The 17156-nt window shown below is 68.9% G+C and carries 13 protein-coding genes; 7 read left to right on the top strand and 6 right to left on the bottom strand.

Annotated elements, in window-relative coordinates:
* Positions 1 to 136: 136 nt before the first annotated feature.
* The 5 genes from BN6_RS50405 (at position 137) to BN6_RS43050 (ending at position 4261) form a co-directional block, all read left to right on the top strand.
* A complete protein-coding gene (locus BN6_RS50405) occupies positions 137 to 457 on the top strand; it encodes a helix-turn-helix domain-containing protein (protein WP_015103097.1) in 321 nt (106 codons plus the stop codon).
* A gap of 182 nt (positions 458 to 639) precedes the next feature.
* Positions 640 to 1800 (top strand): Mu transposase C-terminal domain-containing protein, encoded by a 1161-nt coding sequence (locus tag BN6_RS27565; protein ID WP_197540202.1) that lies wholly within the window; start codon positions 640 to 642, stop codon positions 1798 to 1800.
* Positions 1797 to 2738, top strand: a complete 942-nt coding sequence (locus BN6_RS27570; protein WP_231904762.1) for a TniB family NTP-binding protein — start codon at positions 1797 to 1799, stop codon at positions 2736 to 2738. Before BN6_RS27565 ends, BN6_RS27570 begins: the two co-directional genes overlap by 4 nt.
* Positions 2735 to 3244, top strand: coding sequence for a TniQ family protein (locus BN6_RS27575; protein WP_015103100.1), 510 nt, complete (start codon positions 2735 to 2737; stop codon positions 3242 to 3244). The genes BN6_RS27570 and BN6_RS27575 overlap by 4 nt, the downstream gene beginning before the upstream one ends.
* 48 nt (positions 3245 to 3292) lie before the next feature.
* Positions 3293 to 4261 carry an IS30 family transposase gene (locus BN6_RS43050; RefSeq protein ID WP_041314256.1) on the top strand — a complete coding sequence of 323 codons (969 nt, stop codon included), beginning with the start codon at positions 3293 to 3295 and terminating at the stop codon, positions 4259 to 4261.
* Positions 4262 to 4675: 414 nt separating this feature from the next.
* Here BN6_RS43050 and BN6_RS27590 read toward each other — a convergent pair whose 3' ends face one another.
* Positions 4676 to 5914 carry a lanthionine synthetase LanC family protein gene (locus tag BN6_RS27590; protein ID WP_148303033.1) on the bottom strand — a complete coding sequence of 413 codons (1239 nt, stop codon included), beginning with the start codon at positions 5912 to 5914 and terminating at the stop codon, positions 4676 to 4678.
* Positions 5915 to 6209: 295 nt separating this feature from the next.
* Between BN6_RS27590 and BN6_RS27595 the strand changes: the two genes are divergently transcribed.
* Positions 6210 to 7178, top strand: a complete 969-nt coding sequence (locus BN6_RS27595; protein ID WP_015103102.1) for a tyrosine-type recombinase/integrase — start codon at positions 6210 to 6212, stop codon at positions 7176 to 7178.
* Positions 7175 to 9412 (top strand): site-specific integrase, encoded by a 2238-nt coding sequence (locus tag BN6_RS27600; protein WP_015103103.1) that lies wholly within the window; start codon positions 7175 to 7177, stop codon positions 9410 to 9412. The genes BN6_RS27595 and BN6_RS27600 overlap by 4 nt, the downstream gene beginning before the upstream one ends.
* Positions 9413 to 9475: 63 nt before the next feature.
* On the opposite strand, the gene BN6_RS46040 is transcribed toward BN6_RS27600, so the two are convergent.
* The 5 genes from BN6_RS46040 to BN6_RS50075 form a co-directional block, all read right to left on the bottom strand.
* Positions 9476 to 10321 carry a hypothetical protein gene (locus BN6_RS46040; RefSeq protein ID WP_148303045.1) on the bottom strand — a complete coding sequence of 282 codons (846 nt, stop codon included), beginning with the start codon at positions 10319 to 10321 and terminating at the stop codon, positions 9476 to 9478.
* Between the two features lie 313 nt (positions 10322 to 10634).
* Positions 10635 to 13130, bottom strand: coding sequence for a site-specific integrase (locus tag BN6_RS27605; protein ID WP_015103105.1), 2496 nt, complete (start codon positions 13128 to 13130; stop codon positions 10635 to 10637).
* Positions 13127 to 14386: a tyrosine-type recombinase/integrase gene (locus tag BN6_RS27610; protein ID WP_015103106.1), complete on the bottom strand. Its 1260-nt coding sequence runs from the start codon at positions 14384 to 14386 to the stop codon at positions 13127 to 13129. Before BN6_RS27610 ends, BN6_RS27605 begins: the two co-directional genes overlap by 4 nt.
* A 576-nt stretch (positions 14387 to 14962) precedes the next feature.
* Positions 14963 to 16612: a tetratricopeptide repeat protein gene (locus tag BN6_RS27620; protein WP_331712649.1), complete on the bottom strand. Its 1650-nt coding sequence runs from the start codon at positions 16610 to 16612 to the stop codon at positions 14963 to 14965.
* Entirely contained in the window at positions 16501 to 17097 is a 597-nt protein-coding gene (locus tag BN6_RS50075) for a hypothetical protein (protein WP_331712606.1), read from the bottom strand. The genes BN6_RS27620 and BN6_RS50075 overlap by 112 nt, the downstream gene beginning before the upstream one ends.
* Positions 17098 to 17156: the final 59 nt, after the last annotated feature.

The raw sequence follows: 17156 nt of genomic DNA on the forward strand, positions 1-17156 counted from the left end.
GTCCGAAGTCGTCTGCATGGGTGACCTGGGTGTTCGGGTGTTAGTGCAGACGGGTGTGGGCCTCTGTCGTGTCCGTACTTCTGTGCACTAGCGTCCGCTTCGACCCGTACTCCTGTGCGCGAGGGCGAGGTCCGGGATGGCTGATGAGCTGGCGACCGTGCTGGAGCGCGGCGTGTTCTCGGCGCCGGTGAAGGTCTGGGACGCCGCGGTGCGCCGGGCGGAGGTGATCGGTCGGCTGGCTCGCGTGGATGCCGTCGGGCTGGAGGCCGCCGATGCCGCCGCGGCGGAGTTGGGGCTGTCCCGTCGGCAGGTGTACGTGCTGCTGCGCCGGTGGCGCACGGGTGAAGGGGTGGTCACCGATCTGCTTCCGCAGCGGTCCAGCGGTGGGGGCGGCGGCGCGCGTCTGCCCGATGAGGTCGAGTCATCGTGCGGGAGGTGCTGCGGACTCGGTATCTGACCCGGCAGCGCCGTTCGGTGGCGGCGGTGTGCCGGGAGATCACGCGGCGGTGCCGTGCGCTGGGTCTGCGGACGCCATCTCGGGGCACGGTGTTGCGTCGGATCGAGCGGCTGGACCCACTGAAGTCGGTATCGGCGCGCGAAGGCTCCGACTCGGCCCGATCGCGGCGGTCGGCCGGCGGTGTGCCGCCGGAGGTCACCGGGCTGTTGGAGCAGGTGCAGGTCGACCACACCCCGGTGGACGTGATCGTGGTCGACGAGCGGCACCGGTTGCCGATCGGCCGCCCCTGTGTCACCGCCGCGATCGACGTGGCCAGCCGCTGCGTGGTGGGCCTGGTGGTGACGCTGGAGGCGCCGTCGGCGACCTCGGTCGGGTTGTGCCTGACACACATGGTCACCGACAAGCGGGCCTGGCTCGAACGGCTCGGGGTGGAGGCGGTGTGGCCGATGAGCGGCAAACCGCGCGAGCTGTACGTGGACAACGCCGCCGAATTCAAGAGCGAGGCCCTGCGCCGGGGCTGTGACCAGCACGGCATCGCCCTGCGGTACCGCCCCAAGGGGCAGCCGCACTTCGGCGGGATCGTGGAGCGGCTGATCGGCACGATGATGCGGATGGTGCACGACGAGCTGCCGGGCACCACCTTCTCCAACACCGCGGCGCGCGGTGGCTACGACAGCGACGGGAACGCGGTGCTGACCGTGGCCGAGCTGAACTCGTGGCTGGCGCTGGCGACGGCCTGCTACCACGGGCAGGTGCACGAGACGCTGGGCCGCACCCCTGCCGGTGTGTGGGCCGAGCAGGTCGCCGAACACGGGGCGCCGGTCACCGTGGCCGGCCAGACGGCGTTCCTGGTGGACTTCCTGCCGGTGATCCGGCGCAGCCTGTCGCGCACCGGGTTCCAGATCGACCACGTGCAGTACTACGGCGACGCGCTCAAGCCGTGGATCGCCCGGCGCGAGCGGCTCGGGAAGTTCGTGTTGCGCCGCGACCCGCGCGACATCTCCCGGATCTGGGCGCTGTCGCCGGAAGGCGACGCCTACGTGGAGGTGCCGTACCGGACGCTGTCGCGGCCGCCGATCAGCGTGTGGGAGCAGCAGGCTGCGCTCGCCCGGCTGCGCGAGCAGGGGCGCGCCGAGGTCGACGAGCAGTCGGTGTTCACGATGGTCGAGCGGATGCGCCAGATCACCGAGGACGCTGGAGCCAGTACCCGCAAGGCCCGTCGCGACCGCGAGCGCCGCACCGCGACCCCGGCCAGGCCGCCGGCCTCACTGTCGGCGCCGCCCCCGCCAGACGAGGAGGCGGGCGCGGTGGCGAAACCGTTCGAGGTGATCGAGCAGTGGTGACCACCGGGGACAGCAGCACCGACGAGGGTCTGGACGACGACGGCGAGCTGGACTTGGCGCACCTGCACGAGTCGGCGAGGCGGATCGCACGCCTGCCGGACGAGGAGCGGGTGCGGTACGTGCGGGCGGATCGGTGGATCGGCTACCCCCGGGCCACCGCCGCGCTGGAGCGGTTGGAGACGTTGTTCTCCTGGCCGTCCAAGCAGCGGATGCCGAACCTGTTGCTGATCGGTCCGACCAACAACGGCAAGTCGATGATCATCGAGAAGTTCCGGCGCTTCCACCCGCCGATCTCGCACGAGGATCGGGAGGAGATCCCGGTCCTGGTGGTGCAGATGCCGTCCGAGCCGTCGATCAACCGGTTCTACACCGCGCTGCTGGCCGCGCTCGGCGCGCCCTTGCGGGCGCGGTATCGGCTGGCCGAGCTGGAACAGCTCGTGCTGCGGTTGCTGCGCGCGGCCTCGGTGCGCACGCTGGTGATCGACGAGCTGCACAACGTGCTCGGCGGCCGGGGCGAAGCCCGCAGGGAGTCTCTGAACCTGCTGCGGTTTCTGGGCAACGAACTGCGTATCCCGTTGGTCGGGGTCGGTATCCGGGACGCCTACCTGGCCATCCGCGCCGACGACCAGTTGGAGAACCGATTCGCCCCGTTCACCCTGCCCCGCTGGGAACCCGATGCCGACGCCTGCTCGCTGCTGGCCAGCTTCGCCGCGTCGTTTCCGCTGCGCCGGCCCTCGCCGATCGCCAACCCGGAGATGGCGACCTATCTGCTGACCCGCAGCGAGGGCACCATCGGTGAGCTGGCCGGCCTGCTCACCGATGCCGCCGTGGCGGCGATCGAGTCCGGTGAGGAATTCATCAACCAACGCACCTTGTTGCTCGCGCCGTACGAGGGGCCGACCGAACGGCGCCGGCTGTTCGAGCGCGAACTGGCATGAGTCCGGCTCGCCGGTGGCCGCTGCATCCGCAGCCCGGCCCGCTGGAGTCGCTGTCGTCATGGCTTCGCCGTCTGGCGCGCCTCTACGACCTGCCTGCGAAAGACTTGCTGACCCACAACCTCGGCCTGGTCGACCTGCAGGTCCCGGAACTGCTCGACGGGTGCCCGCCCGAGGCGATGCTCGCCGCGATCGCTGAACGCACCGGCGTCGACCTTGCCCGACTGCGCATGATGACCCTGGCCGGGTGGTCCCCCTGGCTGTTCGACCCGCCCAGCCCGAACCAGGACCGGGAGGTGTTCGACAACTACGTCCGGGACAACTCGGTGCTGTTCCCGCCGAGAGCGGCCCCCTCGTATCAGCTCAACCGCGGACGCCCCTGGGATGGGCCGTGGATCTGCGGACCGGGGCTGCGCCGGGCGTGCCCGCTGTGCGCAGCCGACGCCGATCGCGGCACGGGTTTGCTCTGGCAGTTGCCGCTCATGGTGGGCAGGTTCAGGCGGTCGTAGCATGTGATCTTGGTGTTCGGTGGGGAAGGATTGCCCGCCGTGCGTCGGATGTTGTCCTTGGCCGATCGGGAGGAGATCTCCCGTGGCGTGGCCGAGTCGTTGGAGTACAAGGAGATCGCGGTTCGGATCGGCCGTAACGCCTCGGTGGTCTCGCGTGAGGTGATCCGGCACGGCGGTCGGGACGGGTATCGGGCTGTGATGGCCGAACAGGCGGCGAGCGCGGCCCGGTCGCGACCGAAGTCGCTGGCGGTGGACCGCGTCCCTGCCCTGCGGACGCGGGTGGCGGGATTGTTGCGGGCGGGCTGGTCACCGGCGTCGATCGCGGGGTGGTTGGCGCGCCAGGAACCGGGCGAGGACGCTGGCCGGGTGAGTCACGAGGCCATCTACCAGTGGGTCTACGCCCAACCTGTCGCCACGCTGAACCGGGAGTTGATGGCGCTGCGGACCGGCCGCACGGCCCGCCGGGGACCGCGTCCGGCGCCCGCGCCGCGCATCCGCGAGCCCCGCTACCTCGACGAACGCCCCGCCGAGGCCGACGACCGGGCCGTACCCGGCCACTGGGAAGGCGACCTCGTCATCGGCAAGGCGGGCAAGAGTGCGGTGGCGACGCTGGTCGAGCGCACCAGCCGCTTCCTGGTCCTGGTCCCGCTGCGCGGACGCGACTCCCTGACCGTCACCGACGCGATCATCGCCGCCGTCGGCGACCTTCCGTCGTCGGTCAAACCTTCCCTGACCTGGGACTGCGGCTCCGAGATGGCCCTGCACAAACAGGTGACCGCCACCGGACTGCCGGTCTTCTTCGCCCACCCGCACTCACCGTGGGAACGCGGCAGCAACGAGAACCTCAACCGCATCGTGCGCGAGTTCCTGCCCAAGGGCGTCGACATCCCCTCCGATCCCCGCTACCTCGCCGCCATCGCCGCCGAGATCAACGACCGACCCCGTAAGATCCACGACTGGAGAAAACCCAGCGAGGTATTCACCGAACTCCTCGAAGCGGATGCTTCCACCGCCTGAACTCACCACCTACTGGCCCGCCGCGCTCGGGCGGAACGTGAGAGTTGGCTGGGTGAGGTCGAGGGCATCGACCTCACCCTTGCCCTCCTCCGACAGAAACGGGAGGAGACCAACCGACTGGCCCGCATCGCGCCTGTCAATCTCGGCATCCCCAGCATCCAGCCGACTCCGGCGACCCGGCGAGTGAGGTCGACCTGAGATCGACCGCACACTCCAGTGCCTGCGCGACAAGCGCGCCGACGCCCTGCGGCTCACCCGGATCACCCGCCAGGTCGACCTCGGCATGCCCGCCGTCGGCGCAGTCCAATGACCGAGCCAGACGGATCGCTCCCGGCCGGCTGACTCGTGCCGGGGCCAATCCGCCTGAGAGCTGACGAAGACCGTCGAATCAGCCGTGCCAAACCGAAGATGGCGCTATGGGCTCACGCTGGGCAGTGTCCACCAGTTGTCCATGCGGGGAATCGGTGCGGCCTTCGGCCCTGCCTGCATGACGCGACTGACACGGAGGAGGAATGCGGCGATCCCGGCTGCACCCTGCATCCAGCCAACTCCCGCCGGAAGCAGGGGAGCTGGTGCACGGTGTTCGATGAACCGCCAGTAGGCATGAGATCCCTCGACCACGGCATTGTCGACCAGGGTGTCTGCCAACTGGAGAGCGAACTCCAGGTCGTCCGGGTCGCCGCTGCGATGCCAAGAGTCCAGGAACACCTCGCCTACGCCCGCAGTGCCGCAGCAACGTCCGTCGTTGTCCCAGAAGCCGGGGTAAAGGCGCGATGGCAGACCAGACGTGCGGACGCTGTGCAGGCACCGGCGGTGCCACACCAGCGGCGGCGCACCGGCCACCTCCGCCACGCCGGCTCGATGCAGGGCGAGGAAGAGCAGCGAAGTCCCGGTGGGGCCGTGGCACCAGCCGTAGCTGAACTCGTCCTCGTCGGCATGGTTGCCGGGTATGCGGCGAGGCACGACGAAACCTGGACCGTCCGTCTTGCCCAGTGCCACCAGATGTTCCGCACCGCTTACCGCGGCCGAGATCAGGTCCGGCCGGTCGAGCTCGGCACCGGCCAGCGCGAGCGTCGTCGCGATGCCCGCGAGACCGTGCGAGAAGTTGGGCGCCTGCCCGCCGGGATCGGTGCGGAAGCGCTGGGGTACGTCACGCCAGTTGACCCCGGTCTGTTCCTCCTCCCGCTCGGCCATGAGCACGCCGACGGCGTGTTCTGCGAGGGCGTGCGCGCCCGCCACGTTCATTCGCCCCGCCCACAATGCGCCCAGCAGGACTCCGGCCGTGCCCAGCACCACATCGTGGACGCGGGTGCCGGGCAGGAACCGCGGTGGGCCAAGGGATGTCTGAGGCCAGCCATCAGGTGCGGCGAGCACCATCAGCCGGTCCACGGCCGCATCCGCTCCGGCAGCATCGAGCGCGGTCAGCACACCGATCGTGCTGACCAGCCCGTTGAAGAAGCTGTAGTCGGTCGTGGTGGACACCGCACCGCGCAGCCGCTCAACGACGGCGTCCGCTACGCGCTGCTCTTCAGCAGTCCACGGACGAGAAAGCCGGATCTCGATCAGCGCATGAGCCAGACCGCCGACCCCGTAGTACATGCCGTCCCGGTACTGCGGCACCAGCGGACCGGACACCGATTCCGGGATCCACAACCCATCCTCCCACCGCACCTGGTCTAACACCCACCGCCACGCGGCACCAGCAACACGCTGGCATGTCTCAGCGCTACGCAAGATCACCCGTCAATAGTGGCACTCCATCGGCATTACAGGACGCTGTGCGATCGTCTGGCGGCACGGTGCGGATGTGAAGGCGAGACGACGGCTCCTTGAGCATCTGAACCGATCAACCCGGCGTGTCCTCTTGCTTGGTGCAGAGAAGTTGGCTGCGGGCGGTGGGGGTGCCGTGGGATCGGGCGCGGCCTGCCGAGGTCCGTGACCTGGTGTTGTGGTGGAGCAGGCGGACAAGCCCCGGCGCCATCGGCGCACGGTGACGCTGGTGACGGCGGGCACGGTCAATCCGGTTACCCGCAAGCGGAATCTGGGCGACGGGTACGAACCCCGGACGATCCGGCACTCCAACGCGGTGGTGCGCAGCTTTTACGGGTTCTGGTTGGACCTCGGCGAGGGGCCGTTGGTCAATCCGGTGCAGTTGGATCGGCGGTGGCGCGGCGGAAGGCCGCACGCCCACCACAATCCGCTGGAGCCGTTCCGTGCCGAGGGCCGGGTCCGCTACAACCCGAAGCTTCCCCACCGTCTTCCGCGCGAGATGCCCGAGGAGCGCTGGCGGGAGGTGTTCGGGCAGTTGCGGTCGAACCGGGACCGGGCGTTGCTGTCGTTGGACGTCGGCAACGGCGCGCGGGCGTCGGAACTGCTCGGGGTACGAGGGGTGGACCTGGACTGGGGCGACCGGTTGGTGCGGGTGACGCGCAAGGGGACCGGTGCCCAGCAGTGGCTGCCGGCCAGCCCGGAGGCGTTCGTGTGGCTGCGCCTGTACCTGGCCGACCTCGGTGGTCTGCCCGACCCGAACGAGCCGATCTGGTGGACGTTGCGGCGGCGTGAGCGGGGAGAAGGGCTGCGGCGGCAGCCGATGAACTACGAGGCGCTGCGGGCGGTGTTCCGTTGGGTCAACACGGTGTTGGGCACCAACTGGTCGATGCACGACCTGCGGCACACCGCGGCCCTGCGCATGTCGCGCGACGACTCGCTGTCGCTCAGGGACGTGCAGGTCATCCTCGGTCACGCCCACCTGTCCACCACGGCGGACGTGTACGCGGTGGAGGGCCAGGCGCAGGTCGTGTACAGGGTGCGGCGGCACCTGGCCGACCGCGATAACCGGGCGCCGCGGCCGCCCCTCGTCGCGGCCGGCTACGACGCCGCGGACCTGGCCGTCCTTCTCGGAGGTGTCGTCCGATGACCACCGCGCCCACCGGATCGGAGGAAGGGACGCGGTCGGGCCCGCGGCGCCCGTCCCGGTCGGCCTCGAAGTTCAAGCGCCTCGACGAGGTGGTGGAGACCCGTGCCGCCGCGGCCTGCGGCGACCGGCTCTCGGCCGAGGAGGTGCTGGCCCTGTTTCCGACGTTGCCGAGTTGGACCAACGCCGAGCGGTACGGCAACCATCGGCGCCAGGAGCGGGGAGCCCGTCGGATCCTGGACTGGTTGCAGGCCCATCCCGGGCAGGGCTGGCAGGACCGGTGGCTGGTCTCCGGCGCGGACCGGGACCTGTCCTGGATCGACACGCTGGCCGACGAGCCCCGGGAGGGCGGGCCCGGTCGTGCGACCCGCCGCGACATCCTGGTCGAGGGGCTGACGTCGTTGCTGCTGTGCCGGATCGTGCTGCCCGGCTACGGTTTCCTGGCCTCCTTCCGCGCGACGTCTCTGTTCGCGCACGTCCGGCGGCGGTTCAGGCCGGATCTGTTCGCGCTGGTGGAGGAACGCGGCCGCGCGCTGAAGGCCGAACCCCACCGGGTGCGGCTGGCGCTGGTCGCGGTCAGCAGGATGGTGCTGCACACCGGCCGCGACGTCGACCTGCTCACCGCCGAGGACCTGTTGGCCCTGCGCGCGAACTCCACGCGGCGACGCGGCTGTCCGGACCCCGACCTGCCGCTGGCGTGGTCGTTGCTGTGCGGTGTGGCCGACATGGGCGAGCACGCCACCCTCAGGGACGCGGTGCGCCACGGCCGCCAGTCCACCGCCGAGATGGTGGACCGGCACGGCATCCGTTCCCGCGACGTCCGGGAGGTGCTGATCCGCTACCTCGACGAACGCCGACCGGCGATGGACTACAACAGCCTCGTCCAGCTCGCCGCCCGCCTGGCCGGGAGCTTCTGGGCCGACATCGAGCGGCATCACCCCGGCATCGACAGTCTGCACCTGCCCGGTGAGGTCGCCGAGGCGTGGAAGGAGCGGATGCGGACCACGACCGGTGCCGCGTCCGGCGCCAGGCCGCGCAAAGAGCGCTGGGGGTTGTTCGTCGTGGTGCGCTGCTTCTACCGGGATGTGCAGGAGTGGGCTCAGGACGACCCTTCCTGGGCGCGGTGGAGCGTTCCGAACCCCGTCCGCAAGAGCGACACCGTCGGCCACGCCAAGGCCAGGCGGCGCAGCACCGCGGAGATGCACCAGCGGGTGCGGGACCGGCTGCCGCACCTGCCGGTCCTGGTGGAGACGGCAGAACGGGAGAAGGCCGACGCTGCCCGGTTCCTGGCCCTGGTCCGGCAGGCCCGGCTCGGGGGCGAGGTCGTGTTCGACGGGCGGCGGTACCGTCGGGTCGCACCGGCCGCGTACGGAACCCCCTACTACAGCGGGGACACCCTTCCCACGCGGGCGGAGGACCTCGACTCCGGCGAGGTCGCCGACGTCGCGCAGGACGAGCACGAGGCGTTCTGGGCCTGGGCCGCGATCGAAGTCCTGCGGGACACCGGCGTCCGGATCGAGGAGCTGCTGGAACTCACCCACCTCGCCCTGGTCTCCTACCGGTTGCCCGACACCGGCGAGGTCGTCCCGATGCTCCAGGTCGTGCCGTCCAAGGCAGACCGCGAACGCCTGCTGCTGGTCGGCCCCGAACTGGCCAGCGTGCTGGCCACGATCATCACGCGGCTGCGCGCCGAGAACGGCGGCCCGGTCCCGGCCACCGCCCGCTACGACCCCTACGAACGCGTGACCGGGCCGCCCCTGCCGCACCTGTTCCAGCACCGCGTCGGCTGGCGCTGGGAGGTGCCCGACAAGAAGACCGTCCAGAAGTGGCTCACCCGCACCCTGACCCGCACCGGCCTGACCGACCGCGCGGGCCGCACCCTGCACTGCACCCCGCACGACTTCCGCAGGATGTTCGCCACCGAAGCGGTCTCCGGCGGCCTGCCCCTGCACATCGTCGCCCGCCTGCTCGGCCACGCCAACATCACCACCACCCAGGCCTACACCGCGATCTTCGACGACGAACTCGTCCGCTCCTACCGGACCTTCCTCGACAACCGACGCGCCCTGCGTCCCGAGGCCGAATACCGCGAACCCACCGAGCACGAGTGGCGGGAGTTCCAGCAGCACTTCCACACCCGCAAACTCGAACTCGGCGAATGCGGACGCCCCTACGGCACCCCCTGCAAACACGAACACGCCTGCTTCTCTGAACTAACAGCACGTGCGTTTCGCTGACACCGGCTCAGCAGCCGCACCGTCGAGGACCAATATGTTTCCGTCATTGCCAATGCAGTCCAACTACTCTTCGGAAAGCTCGTCTCCCTGCCCACTGGGTTGTCCCCAGAGGAGCTCTGCCGAGTTATGGCACATCTGCGCAAACTGATCAATATAGGCGATATTCACCACATATACAGGGATATCTTGGTGTCGGGTGCGACCATTCTCGGCATCTAAGTAGACCCCGTATTCGACCGACTTGACGACGATATCGCCTTCGTTGTCAAGTCGGCAGACAAATAGGGGTGCATCAGTTACGAGCACGGGAACGAACAGGTCAATCCACGGTTGGTCAATTTCACCCGGACCACCCTGTTCGAGCAGTGAGGTGGTCGCACTTATCACCTGCCTGACCGCATCGAACGGGGCATTCCTGTCTGGATTCTTTTCAACTCTTGGAACGATCGAGTGGGCAACAGGAACACCCGAATCACCCAGTGGGGTACCTGCCCAATAGCCGCTATAGATTCTAAAATCCGCAATGTATGCCTTACTGAGCGGATCCAACCATTGTGGAATCTTGTGAAATTTATGCCGCTCTGCGGCCAGAAGTATCCATGGAACTTGGCTTCGTTTGCATTCAATAACCACGGTCAGGCCTAGCCAGGCGTCACCATTGGTCCTTGTAATCGATGGATGTGATCGCTTTACTGGATTCCACCATGATGCAACTACATCTATCTCTCGCAGCTTACTCTCTTGCGGGTCGAGGTAATGTACGCCCTGTTCAACCGTTTCCGAATGCCCCCAATGTTCCTGCAGTGGATGGGCCCTCAAAAACGCTCTAGCTGCACGAACTTCAAGAATATATCCTTGCCGCTTGAGCCATTCCGCAATATTTTTTTCGAGGGGATCTACGCTTTCCATGACCTGCCTCCCTGATCCAGACCGATCGACTCTTGTCAAACGTGAGCGAAAGCAGGCCGAGCATGTGTCCGTCTTGCCGCCGACTTCCCGCCCCAGAGTAATCCGGCAGCAGATGCTCGTCGAGAACGGGGGCACCGCAGTGGTCGAGTCAGGGCCTGCACACCCTGGTGGCCACCGATATAGGTCGTCGACTTCCTCGAGCAAACCTTCGCGCTTGCCTCGATGGTCCAGGCCTCCAGACTGTAGCGGATCTTCTCCAATCGTGGTCGTTGTGCTGGGCCAGACCGCAGTAGTGAACACCTGACACAAGTTTCTATGGACTTAGTTTTCGTAGGACAGAGGCTCTTCCAGAGATCGATCCGAAGGGCGGCATGCCTAGGTCGGTAGCAGTGGATGCCCGTTGGAGGGTGACATCAACTTGGGCCAGCTTGTCTTTGACGCCGCTGTAGCTGACTTGGAGTCCTTCAACTTCGCCGTGCCAGCCCTCCCGTTTTGCCTCGATGATGCGGGCCTCCAGATTGTCGCGGGTTTCTTCCAATCTGGCCCGTTGCGTGGGGTCCGGCCGCAGGAGCGAGCACCTCACACAAGCGTGTTCGTGGACGCAGGGTGATCCGAATGCTCGCGCGCAGACCCCTACCGAAACTTTCCTTTTCTCGAAGTGGGCGAGGAAGGAGTCCCATTCCTCATCGGTTGGGGTCCGGTATTCCTCGCTCGGTCTGGTAGCCCGGCGGCGGGCGATGAACGCTCGATGCGCTTCGATCGTCTCGGCGGGATAGACGGCCTTGTAGCCCATGGTGGTGTCGATCGTCTTGTGTCCGCAGATGATCTGAGCGATATGCGGCGGCAACCCGTTCATGATGGCGTCTGTGACGAAGATTCTTCGGAAGTCGTGGGCTTGGAACATCAGCGGGTTGCCGGTGGCGTCGGTAAGCCCTGTCGCCGCGAGCGCGTTGATGAGCAGCTTGCGGATGGCTGAGGGGGTGAACGCGCGGCGCTCGTTGCCGATGCCCCGCTGGAACAGCAGCGGCATTGGTGGGTGCCATATCTTCTCCCGGATGTCGTAGGAGACCACCAGCGGGACAGGCCGTTCAGGGGTGCGCAACCGCTGGACGATGGCGCTGAGGACGTCAGCCAGTTCGGGGCTGACCAGCAGCAACCGTTCGGTGTCGGTCTTGGACGGGGCGATCTGCAGCAGCGGCACCAGTTCACCGGTGCTGGGCAATCGATATTCGGTGATGCTGTGGTGGCTGAGTTCGAGCAGTTCCTCGCAGCGAATGCCGGTCAGCCGCAGAACTTCGATGGTGGCGAACGCCCAGAACGTTTCTTCGTCCTCATAGGACAGATTGCGTCGCTTGCCGGTGGCGGTGTCCTCGGCCCAGACATGGCGACCGATGACCTTGGGGGCGACGGCCCGTCGCAGTGTCCCGTTGGTGTTGTCGATGACCTCGCCCGGTTCGGTGGCTTGTGCTGCCGCCAGGAGCCGGGCGGCGGCCAGGCGCCGGTCGTTGGCGGTGCGCACCAGCACGGGCAGTACGGGTAGCCGCTCACGGGTGCGTTGATCCATGCGAGCCTTGCTGTGCTTGCGCTCCTTGGCTTTCTGGACCTCGTCGCCACTGATCGGGCAGGGCGCGACCCACGGCCCCCAGCGGGCTGGATCCTCGACGGCCCAGTGCGCGATGTCGAGATAGAGCGCCCGGACGCGCATAAGCTCGTCCTTGGCGTTCAGCCGAGGGGTCGACACCTCGATCCGGTCGCCGGCCGCATTGGTCGTGGTGCGTTTGACCGAGCTCAGCTCGTCCTCCCAGGCGCGGACGACCGCGGGTGGGAGCCGCAGGGAGTCGATGCCGGGCGCGAGGGCCTCAACGCGGGCCCAGAACAGCCCGGCCAATGTCCGCGAGATGGCGTCCAGGCTGACGAAGTCCAGCGATGGTTGGCGCTCCCGCAGGTAGTCGACCAGCAGGTCTCGGATTGGCTGGCACTGTATGCGATACCGGTCAACCAGCTGCTCGATCGTCAACTTCCCGCCGGCCAGGCCGAACGCGCGGATGCTGTGCGGCGCGTCCCCGGGGAAGACGCCCAGGGCGCGCAGCCGTAGGTAGAAGTCGACCTTCTTCTGTCCGCCGCGGGTATGGACGCGCCGCATCGTCTCGACCAGTTCGACGCAGTCGCCGACGGTGACCTCGGCGATGGTGCCGCCCTTGCAGGCCAGGATCGTGGCGATCCGGGTTGCCGCGATCTTCGCGTCGCCCTGGGAGCTGGCCGGTTCGGCGGCGGCCAGCTCAGCCAGCCTCGCGAACCCTGCCGGATCCCTGACCTGCGCCATCACCGACGCCAGATATCGATGGGTGCGGGTGAGCATCCATGGCAGGCCAGGGCGGATGACGTCGCCGCAGATCAGTATCAGTAGGCCGGACGGCAGGTCCGTGGAGTCGTAGGACGCCACTCCGCCGTGCGCTGCCAGCCACTCCATCGGCAGCTCGATCCATCCCGCTCTAGGGTGCTCCTCGGCACCGCTGGCCAGCCAACGGTCCTGCCAGGTGTCGCCCGGGAAGATTGCCAGCCAGCGCAGGAGCTTGGTCACTCCGCGCCGGCGCGCAGCCTGGGTGCCGTTCGCCGCGGCAGCGAAGGGCGCCACGGTCAGCCGCTGCTGCACCTGCTCGGCCGTGGCCGCAGTGTGCAGCCACCGTTCCTCGGCCGATCGTGGCGGAAACTCGGTGCGCAGCTGACGGTTCCGCAATCGCTGCTCTGCGGCGACCGAGGTGACAGCGGGCAGCGGTTTGCGGGTGCTGTGCTTGACGATGGAGGTCACAGCGTCCTCCCGAACAGCACGCTCAACGTCTTCGGGTCGTAGCCTGGCGCTGGCGGCGAGGGCACCGGCTTCTCGCGCTGTTCGGCGGTGCGGGCGTGATGGGCCAGGACACCGGCGATCACCTCGTTCTTGTTGGGCGTGAGGTAAATCTCGGTGGTGGACAGGTGTGCGTGGCCCATGACGAGTTGCACGTCGCTGAGCGTCAGTTGCGGGTCGTGGGCCATTCTCGCCGCCGCGCTGTGGCGCAGGTCGTGCAGTGTCCAGTCCGACCCGAGTACGGCGTTGGCGCGCTCGAACATGCGATGTGCGGCGTGGTAGTTCAACGGCCGCCGCGGCAGGCGCAACGTCCACCACACCGGCTGGGTCCGGCCCCGTGGGATCTGACCGTGCAACTCCTCCTGGTACAAGCGCAACCACACGAACGCGTCCGCCGACGCCGGGACCTGCTGCGCGGTCCGGGTTCCCTTGCGCACCACGGTGATCAAATGTTGGCCAGGGTCGATGTCGCACTGCCGCGTCCCCAGCAGCTCTGATGCGCGCACTCCGGTCGAGATCCAGAACGCCACCAGCGCCCGGTCCCGGTTGGACGGCAGCGCGGCGAACAGGTCGTTGAACAGCTGATCGGGAATCGCCCGGGGTATTCTCTGCGGCACCTTCGGGCGATATCGTCCCAGTCGCTCGCGCGCCCACCCGTCCATCGGGTTGTGATGCGCGTGCGCGCGCCGGGACCTGCGGGACGCGTCGAGCGGAAACGGGTTGAGGATCGGGCCGGTGCCCGCGTCCCGGTGGAAGTCGTAGAAGCCACGCAACACCGTCTCGCTGTGCGCCACTGTCGCCGGCGCGTACCGATCTCCCAACGCGAGCTTGCCAGTGACCGGATTCGGCACTCCCGCAGCGGACACGTCGCCTCTGCCAACCTCGCTGCGATCGCTCAGCAGACGACGCTGCTTCACCGTCAGCTGTATCCAGCAACTGAAATCGCGGGCCTCCACCCGAGTCGCCCGGTTCCAGTCGACATCCACCGCGCGCAGGAAACGCCACCACCGCAACAGACCCATGCCATACGAGCGCAGAGTTGCCGCTGACCGTCCAGCCGCCAACAACTCCCGCAAGAACACCGCCGTCGGCTCGACCACAGCGCCATCGGCGTCGAGCATGCGGTACGGCTCCGCTTGCTCGCCAGTGGCCACCAGCCGACCGACACGAGTCACGACCAGGTCGGCGAGATCGCGGCCTTGCCCTTCCGATTCGATCACGTCGGCAAGCTACCGACACGCTCCCACGCGGTTTCGCCACCTGCCTAAATCCCGGAGTTAGTTCAGTCAACGGTGCATCCGCTGCCCCAGCCTGCGCGTCGACCCCCGAGCCCGCCCGCGCCTGGTCGAGATCATCGCCAACCTCCGCGACCGCATCAAGGAGGCCAGGCTCAACGGCTGGCTCGGCGAAGTCCAGGGACTGGAGACCAGCCTGAAAGCAGCCGCCGGCAAGCTCGTGTCCTCGACCGGACCCGTGGCCGCCCGGCCGGCGGCCCGGTCCATCTCGGCCTGCCCGTCCTCGCCGACACCACGAGCCTACCGACATGACGCGCGTCCTCGTGCGGCCGGCAAGCCGATCCGGTGACCACTGCGCCAGCCGCACGACGGCCGGGGCTGCCGGGCCGGGGGCGTGGTCAGCGGGGGCGTACATGATCACGGCGACGCCGGCCAGACAGAGCACGGCGCTACGAGCCGGAACGGCTTCTGCCAGTCGAGAAATCCGACTCCTTGAAGAAGGCTCACTCACCGGACAATGGCTCGTTGTCCGGTAACTGCCCTGGTGGGCGGCGTCGTGGTTCAGGTGTGGTCGAGGTCGTCGAGTTGGCGTTGGACGCGCTCGGCGTCGGCGTCGCGGCCTTGGTCCCGGTACAGCTCCAGTGCCTCCCGCCAAACCGTACGGGCCTGGTCATGTCGTCCGAGGGCGGCGTGGGGATGGCCCATGCCGTCGAGGTTGTCCGCGACCGTGTAGGCGTTGCCGAGGTCGCGGTTCAGGGTGAGGGCGTGGTGGTAGTGGTCGAGGGATTGGTGGTGGTCGCCGGTGTGGTGGGCGATGTAGCCCAGGCTGTCGAGGGTGGCCGCCTCGCCGTCGGGGTCGTGGTGGTGTCGGTGCAGGGTGAGGGCGGCCTGGCAGTGCTCGCGGGCGGTATCGAACCGGCCCAGGCGCGCGGCGAACCAGCCCACCGCGTTGAGCGCGCCGGCTTCCCGCACCGGCAGGTCGAGGGCGCGGTAGAGGTCGAGGGCGTGGTGGGCGTGCTCCAGTGCCTGTCGGTCGTCCCCTCGCTGTTCCCAGTCGTACGCGAGCACCCGGTGGGTGAGGGCCTGTCCGGTGGGGTCGTGGTGGCGTACGGCCAGGTCGAGGGCCTGCTCCAGGTGGGTGGCGGCCTGTTCGTGCAGGCCCAGCCGGGAGCAGGCGAGGCCGAGCAGCCGGTGGGTACGACCGCGGGTGGCGGGGTCGGGCAGGTGCTCGGCGGCGTCCAGTGCGGCCCGCCACGTGGTGACCGCGTCGTGCCGGTGTCCCCGTCGGAAGTGGAAGGTGTCCAGGTTCCAGGCCAGGTGCCAGACGGTTTGGTGGTGGCCGAGGGTGGCGGCGGTGCGTTGGGTGGCCAGCAGGGTGGCGTGCTCGGCGTCCAGCCAGGCCAGCGCCGCGTCGGTGTCGGGCAGCGGGTGCGGGTGCACGCCGGGCGCGGGCGGCTCGGGCGGCAGGAGCGTGCTGTGGGAGTCGAGGAGGCGGTCGGCGGTGTGAGCGGTGTGCAGGTGGAAGTCCCCCGCCCGGGTCAGGGCCGCTTCCCGCGCGTGCTCGGGCAGGGTGGTGTGGGCGGTGTCCGCGGCGTAGCGGCGGACCAGGTCGTGCATCGCGTACCGGCCGCCCGGCCGTCGTTCCAGCAGGGAGGCGTTCTCCAGCGCGTTCAGCGTCCTGCGGGCGGTGCGCTCGGGTAGGCCGGTGAGGGCGGCGGTGGCGGGCGGGGTGGTGTCGGGACCGGGGGCGATGCCCAGCAGCGCGAACACGGTGCGCTGCCGGTCGGTGAGCCGGCGCAGGGACCAGGACAGCACCGTGGGCAGGCTGGCGGCCGGGTCGGTGTCGTGGTCGAGCGCCTCCAGGCCGAGGTCACGCAGTTCGGCGGCGGCCTCGGCCAACGCGACGTCGAGGCGGGGCCCGGCGGTGCGCGCGATGATCGACAACGCCAGCGGGTGGCCCCCGCACAGCCCGATCAACTCGTCCACCGCCCCGGGTTCGGCGGCGACGCGGGCGGCGCCCAGGCGGGCGGCAAGCAGGCCGCGGGCCTCCTCCGGGGACAGGACGTCCAGGGGCAGGTGTCGGGCACCGTGCCGGTCGATCAACGAGGCCAGCTGGTGACGGCCGGTGACCAGCACCGTGCAGGACGGCGAGCCGGGCAGCAGCGGCACGACCTGCTCGCTGGTGGCGGCGTTGTCCAGCACGACGAGCATCCGCCGCCCGGCCACCAGGCTGCGGTAGAGCGCGGTCTGGGCGTCGAGGTCGGCGGGGGGATGCGCCTGGGGTCGACTTCGAGGGCGTCGAGGAAGCCGCGCACCGGCTCGCCGGCGGGACTGAACCCGCGCAGGTCCACGAACAGCTGCCCGTCGGGGAACCGCTCCAGCCGGCGGTGCGCCCACGCCAGGGCGAGCCAGGTCTTGCCGATGCCCCCGGCACCGCCGATCGCCGACACCAGCACCGTCGCGCCCTGCCCGGCACCCGCCGGGTCGGCGGGCGCCGCGGTGGCGGTCAACACGCGGTCCAGCCCGGCCAGCTCCGCGCTCCGCCCGGCGAACAAGGCCGGCGCGGCGGGCAACTGCCGCGGGACGACCGGCGCGGGTCGCGGTGGTGGCGGGTGCAGGTTCAGGTTGCCGTGCACCACACCGACGGCGGCACCGTGACCGGTGGCGACGAGGTCACCGTGGATGCTCGTCGTCACCGCGGTGCCGGCGTCCAGGGTGGTGTCGGGGTGAGGCGGGTCGGCCGCCGACGCGGTGT

It is taken from the genome of Saccharothrix espanaensis DSM 44229 (assembly GCF_000328705.1).
Classification (GTDB): Bacteria; Actinomycetota; Actinomycetes; order Mycobacteriales; family Pseudonocardiaceae; genus Actinosynnema; species Actinosynnema espanaense.

Excerpts from the sequence above, each read along its gene's own strand:
- BN6_RS27620 (WP_331712649.1), bottom strand. The coding sequence starts at position 16,612 with ATGCTCGTCGTGCTGGACAACGCCGCCACCAGCGAGCAGGTCGTGCCG.
- BN6_RS46040 (WP_148303045.1), bottom strand. The coding sequence starts at position 10,321 with ATGGAAAGCGTAGATCCCCTCGAAAAAAATATTGCGGAATGGCTCAAG.
- BN6_RS27575 (WP_015103100.1), top strand. The coding sequence starts at position 2,735 with ATGAGTCCGGCTCGCCGGTGGCCGCTGCATCCGCAGCCCGGCCCGCTG.
- BN6_RS50405 (WP_015103097.1), top strand. The coding sequence starts at position 137 with ATGGCTGATGAGCTGGCGACCGTGCTGGAGCGCGGCGTGTTCTCGGCG.
- BN6_RS43050 (WP_041314256.1), top strand. The coding sequence starts at position 3,293 with ATGTTGTCCTTGGCCGATCGGGAGGAGATCTCCCGTGGCGTGGCCGAG.
- BN6_RS27600 (WP_015103103.1), top strand. The coding sequence starts at position 7,175 with ATGACCACCGCGCCCACCGGATCGGAGGAAGGGACGCGGTCGGGCCCG.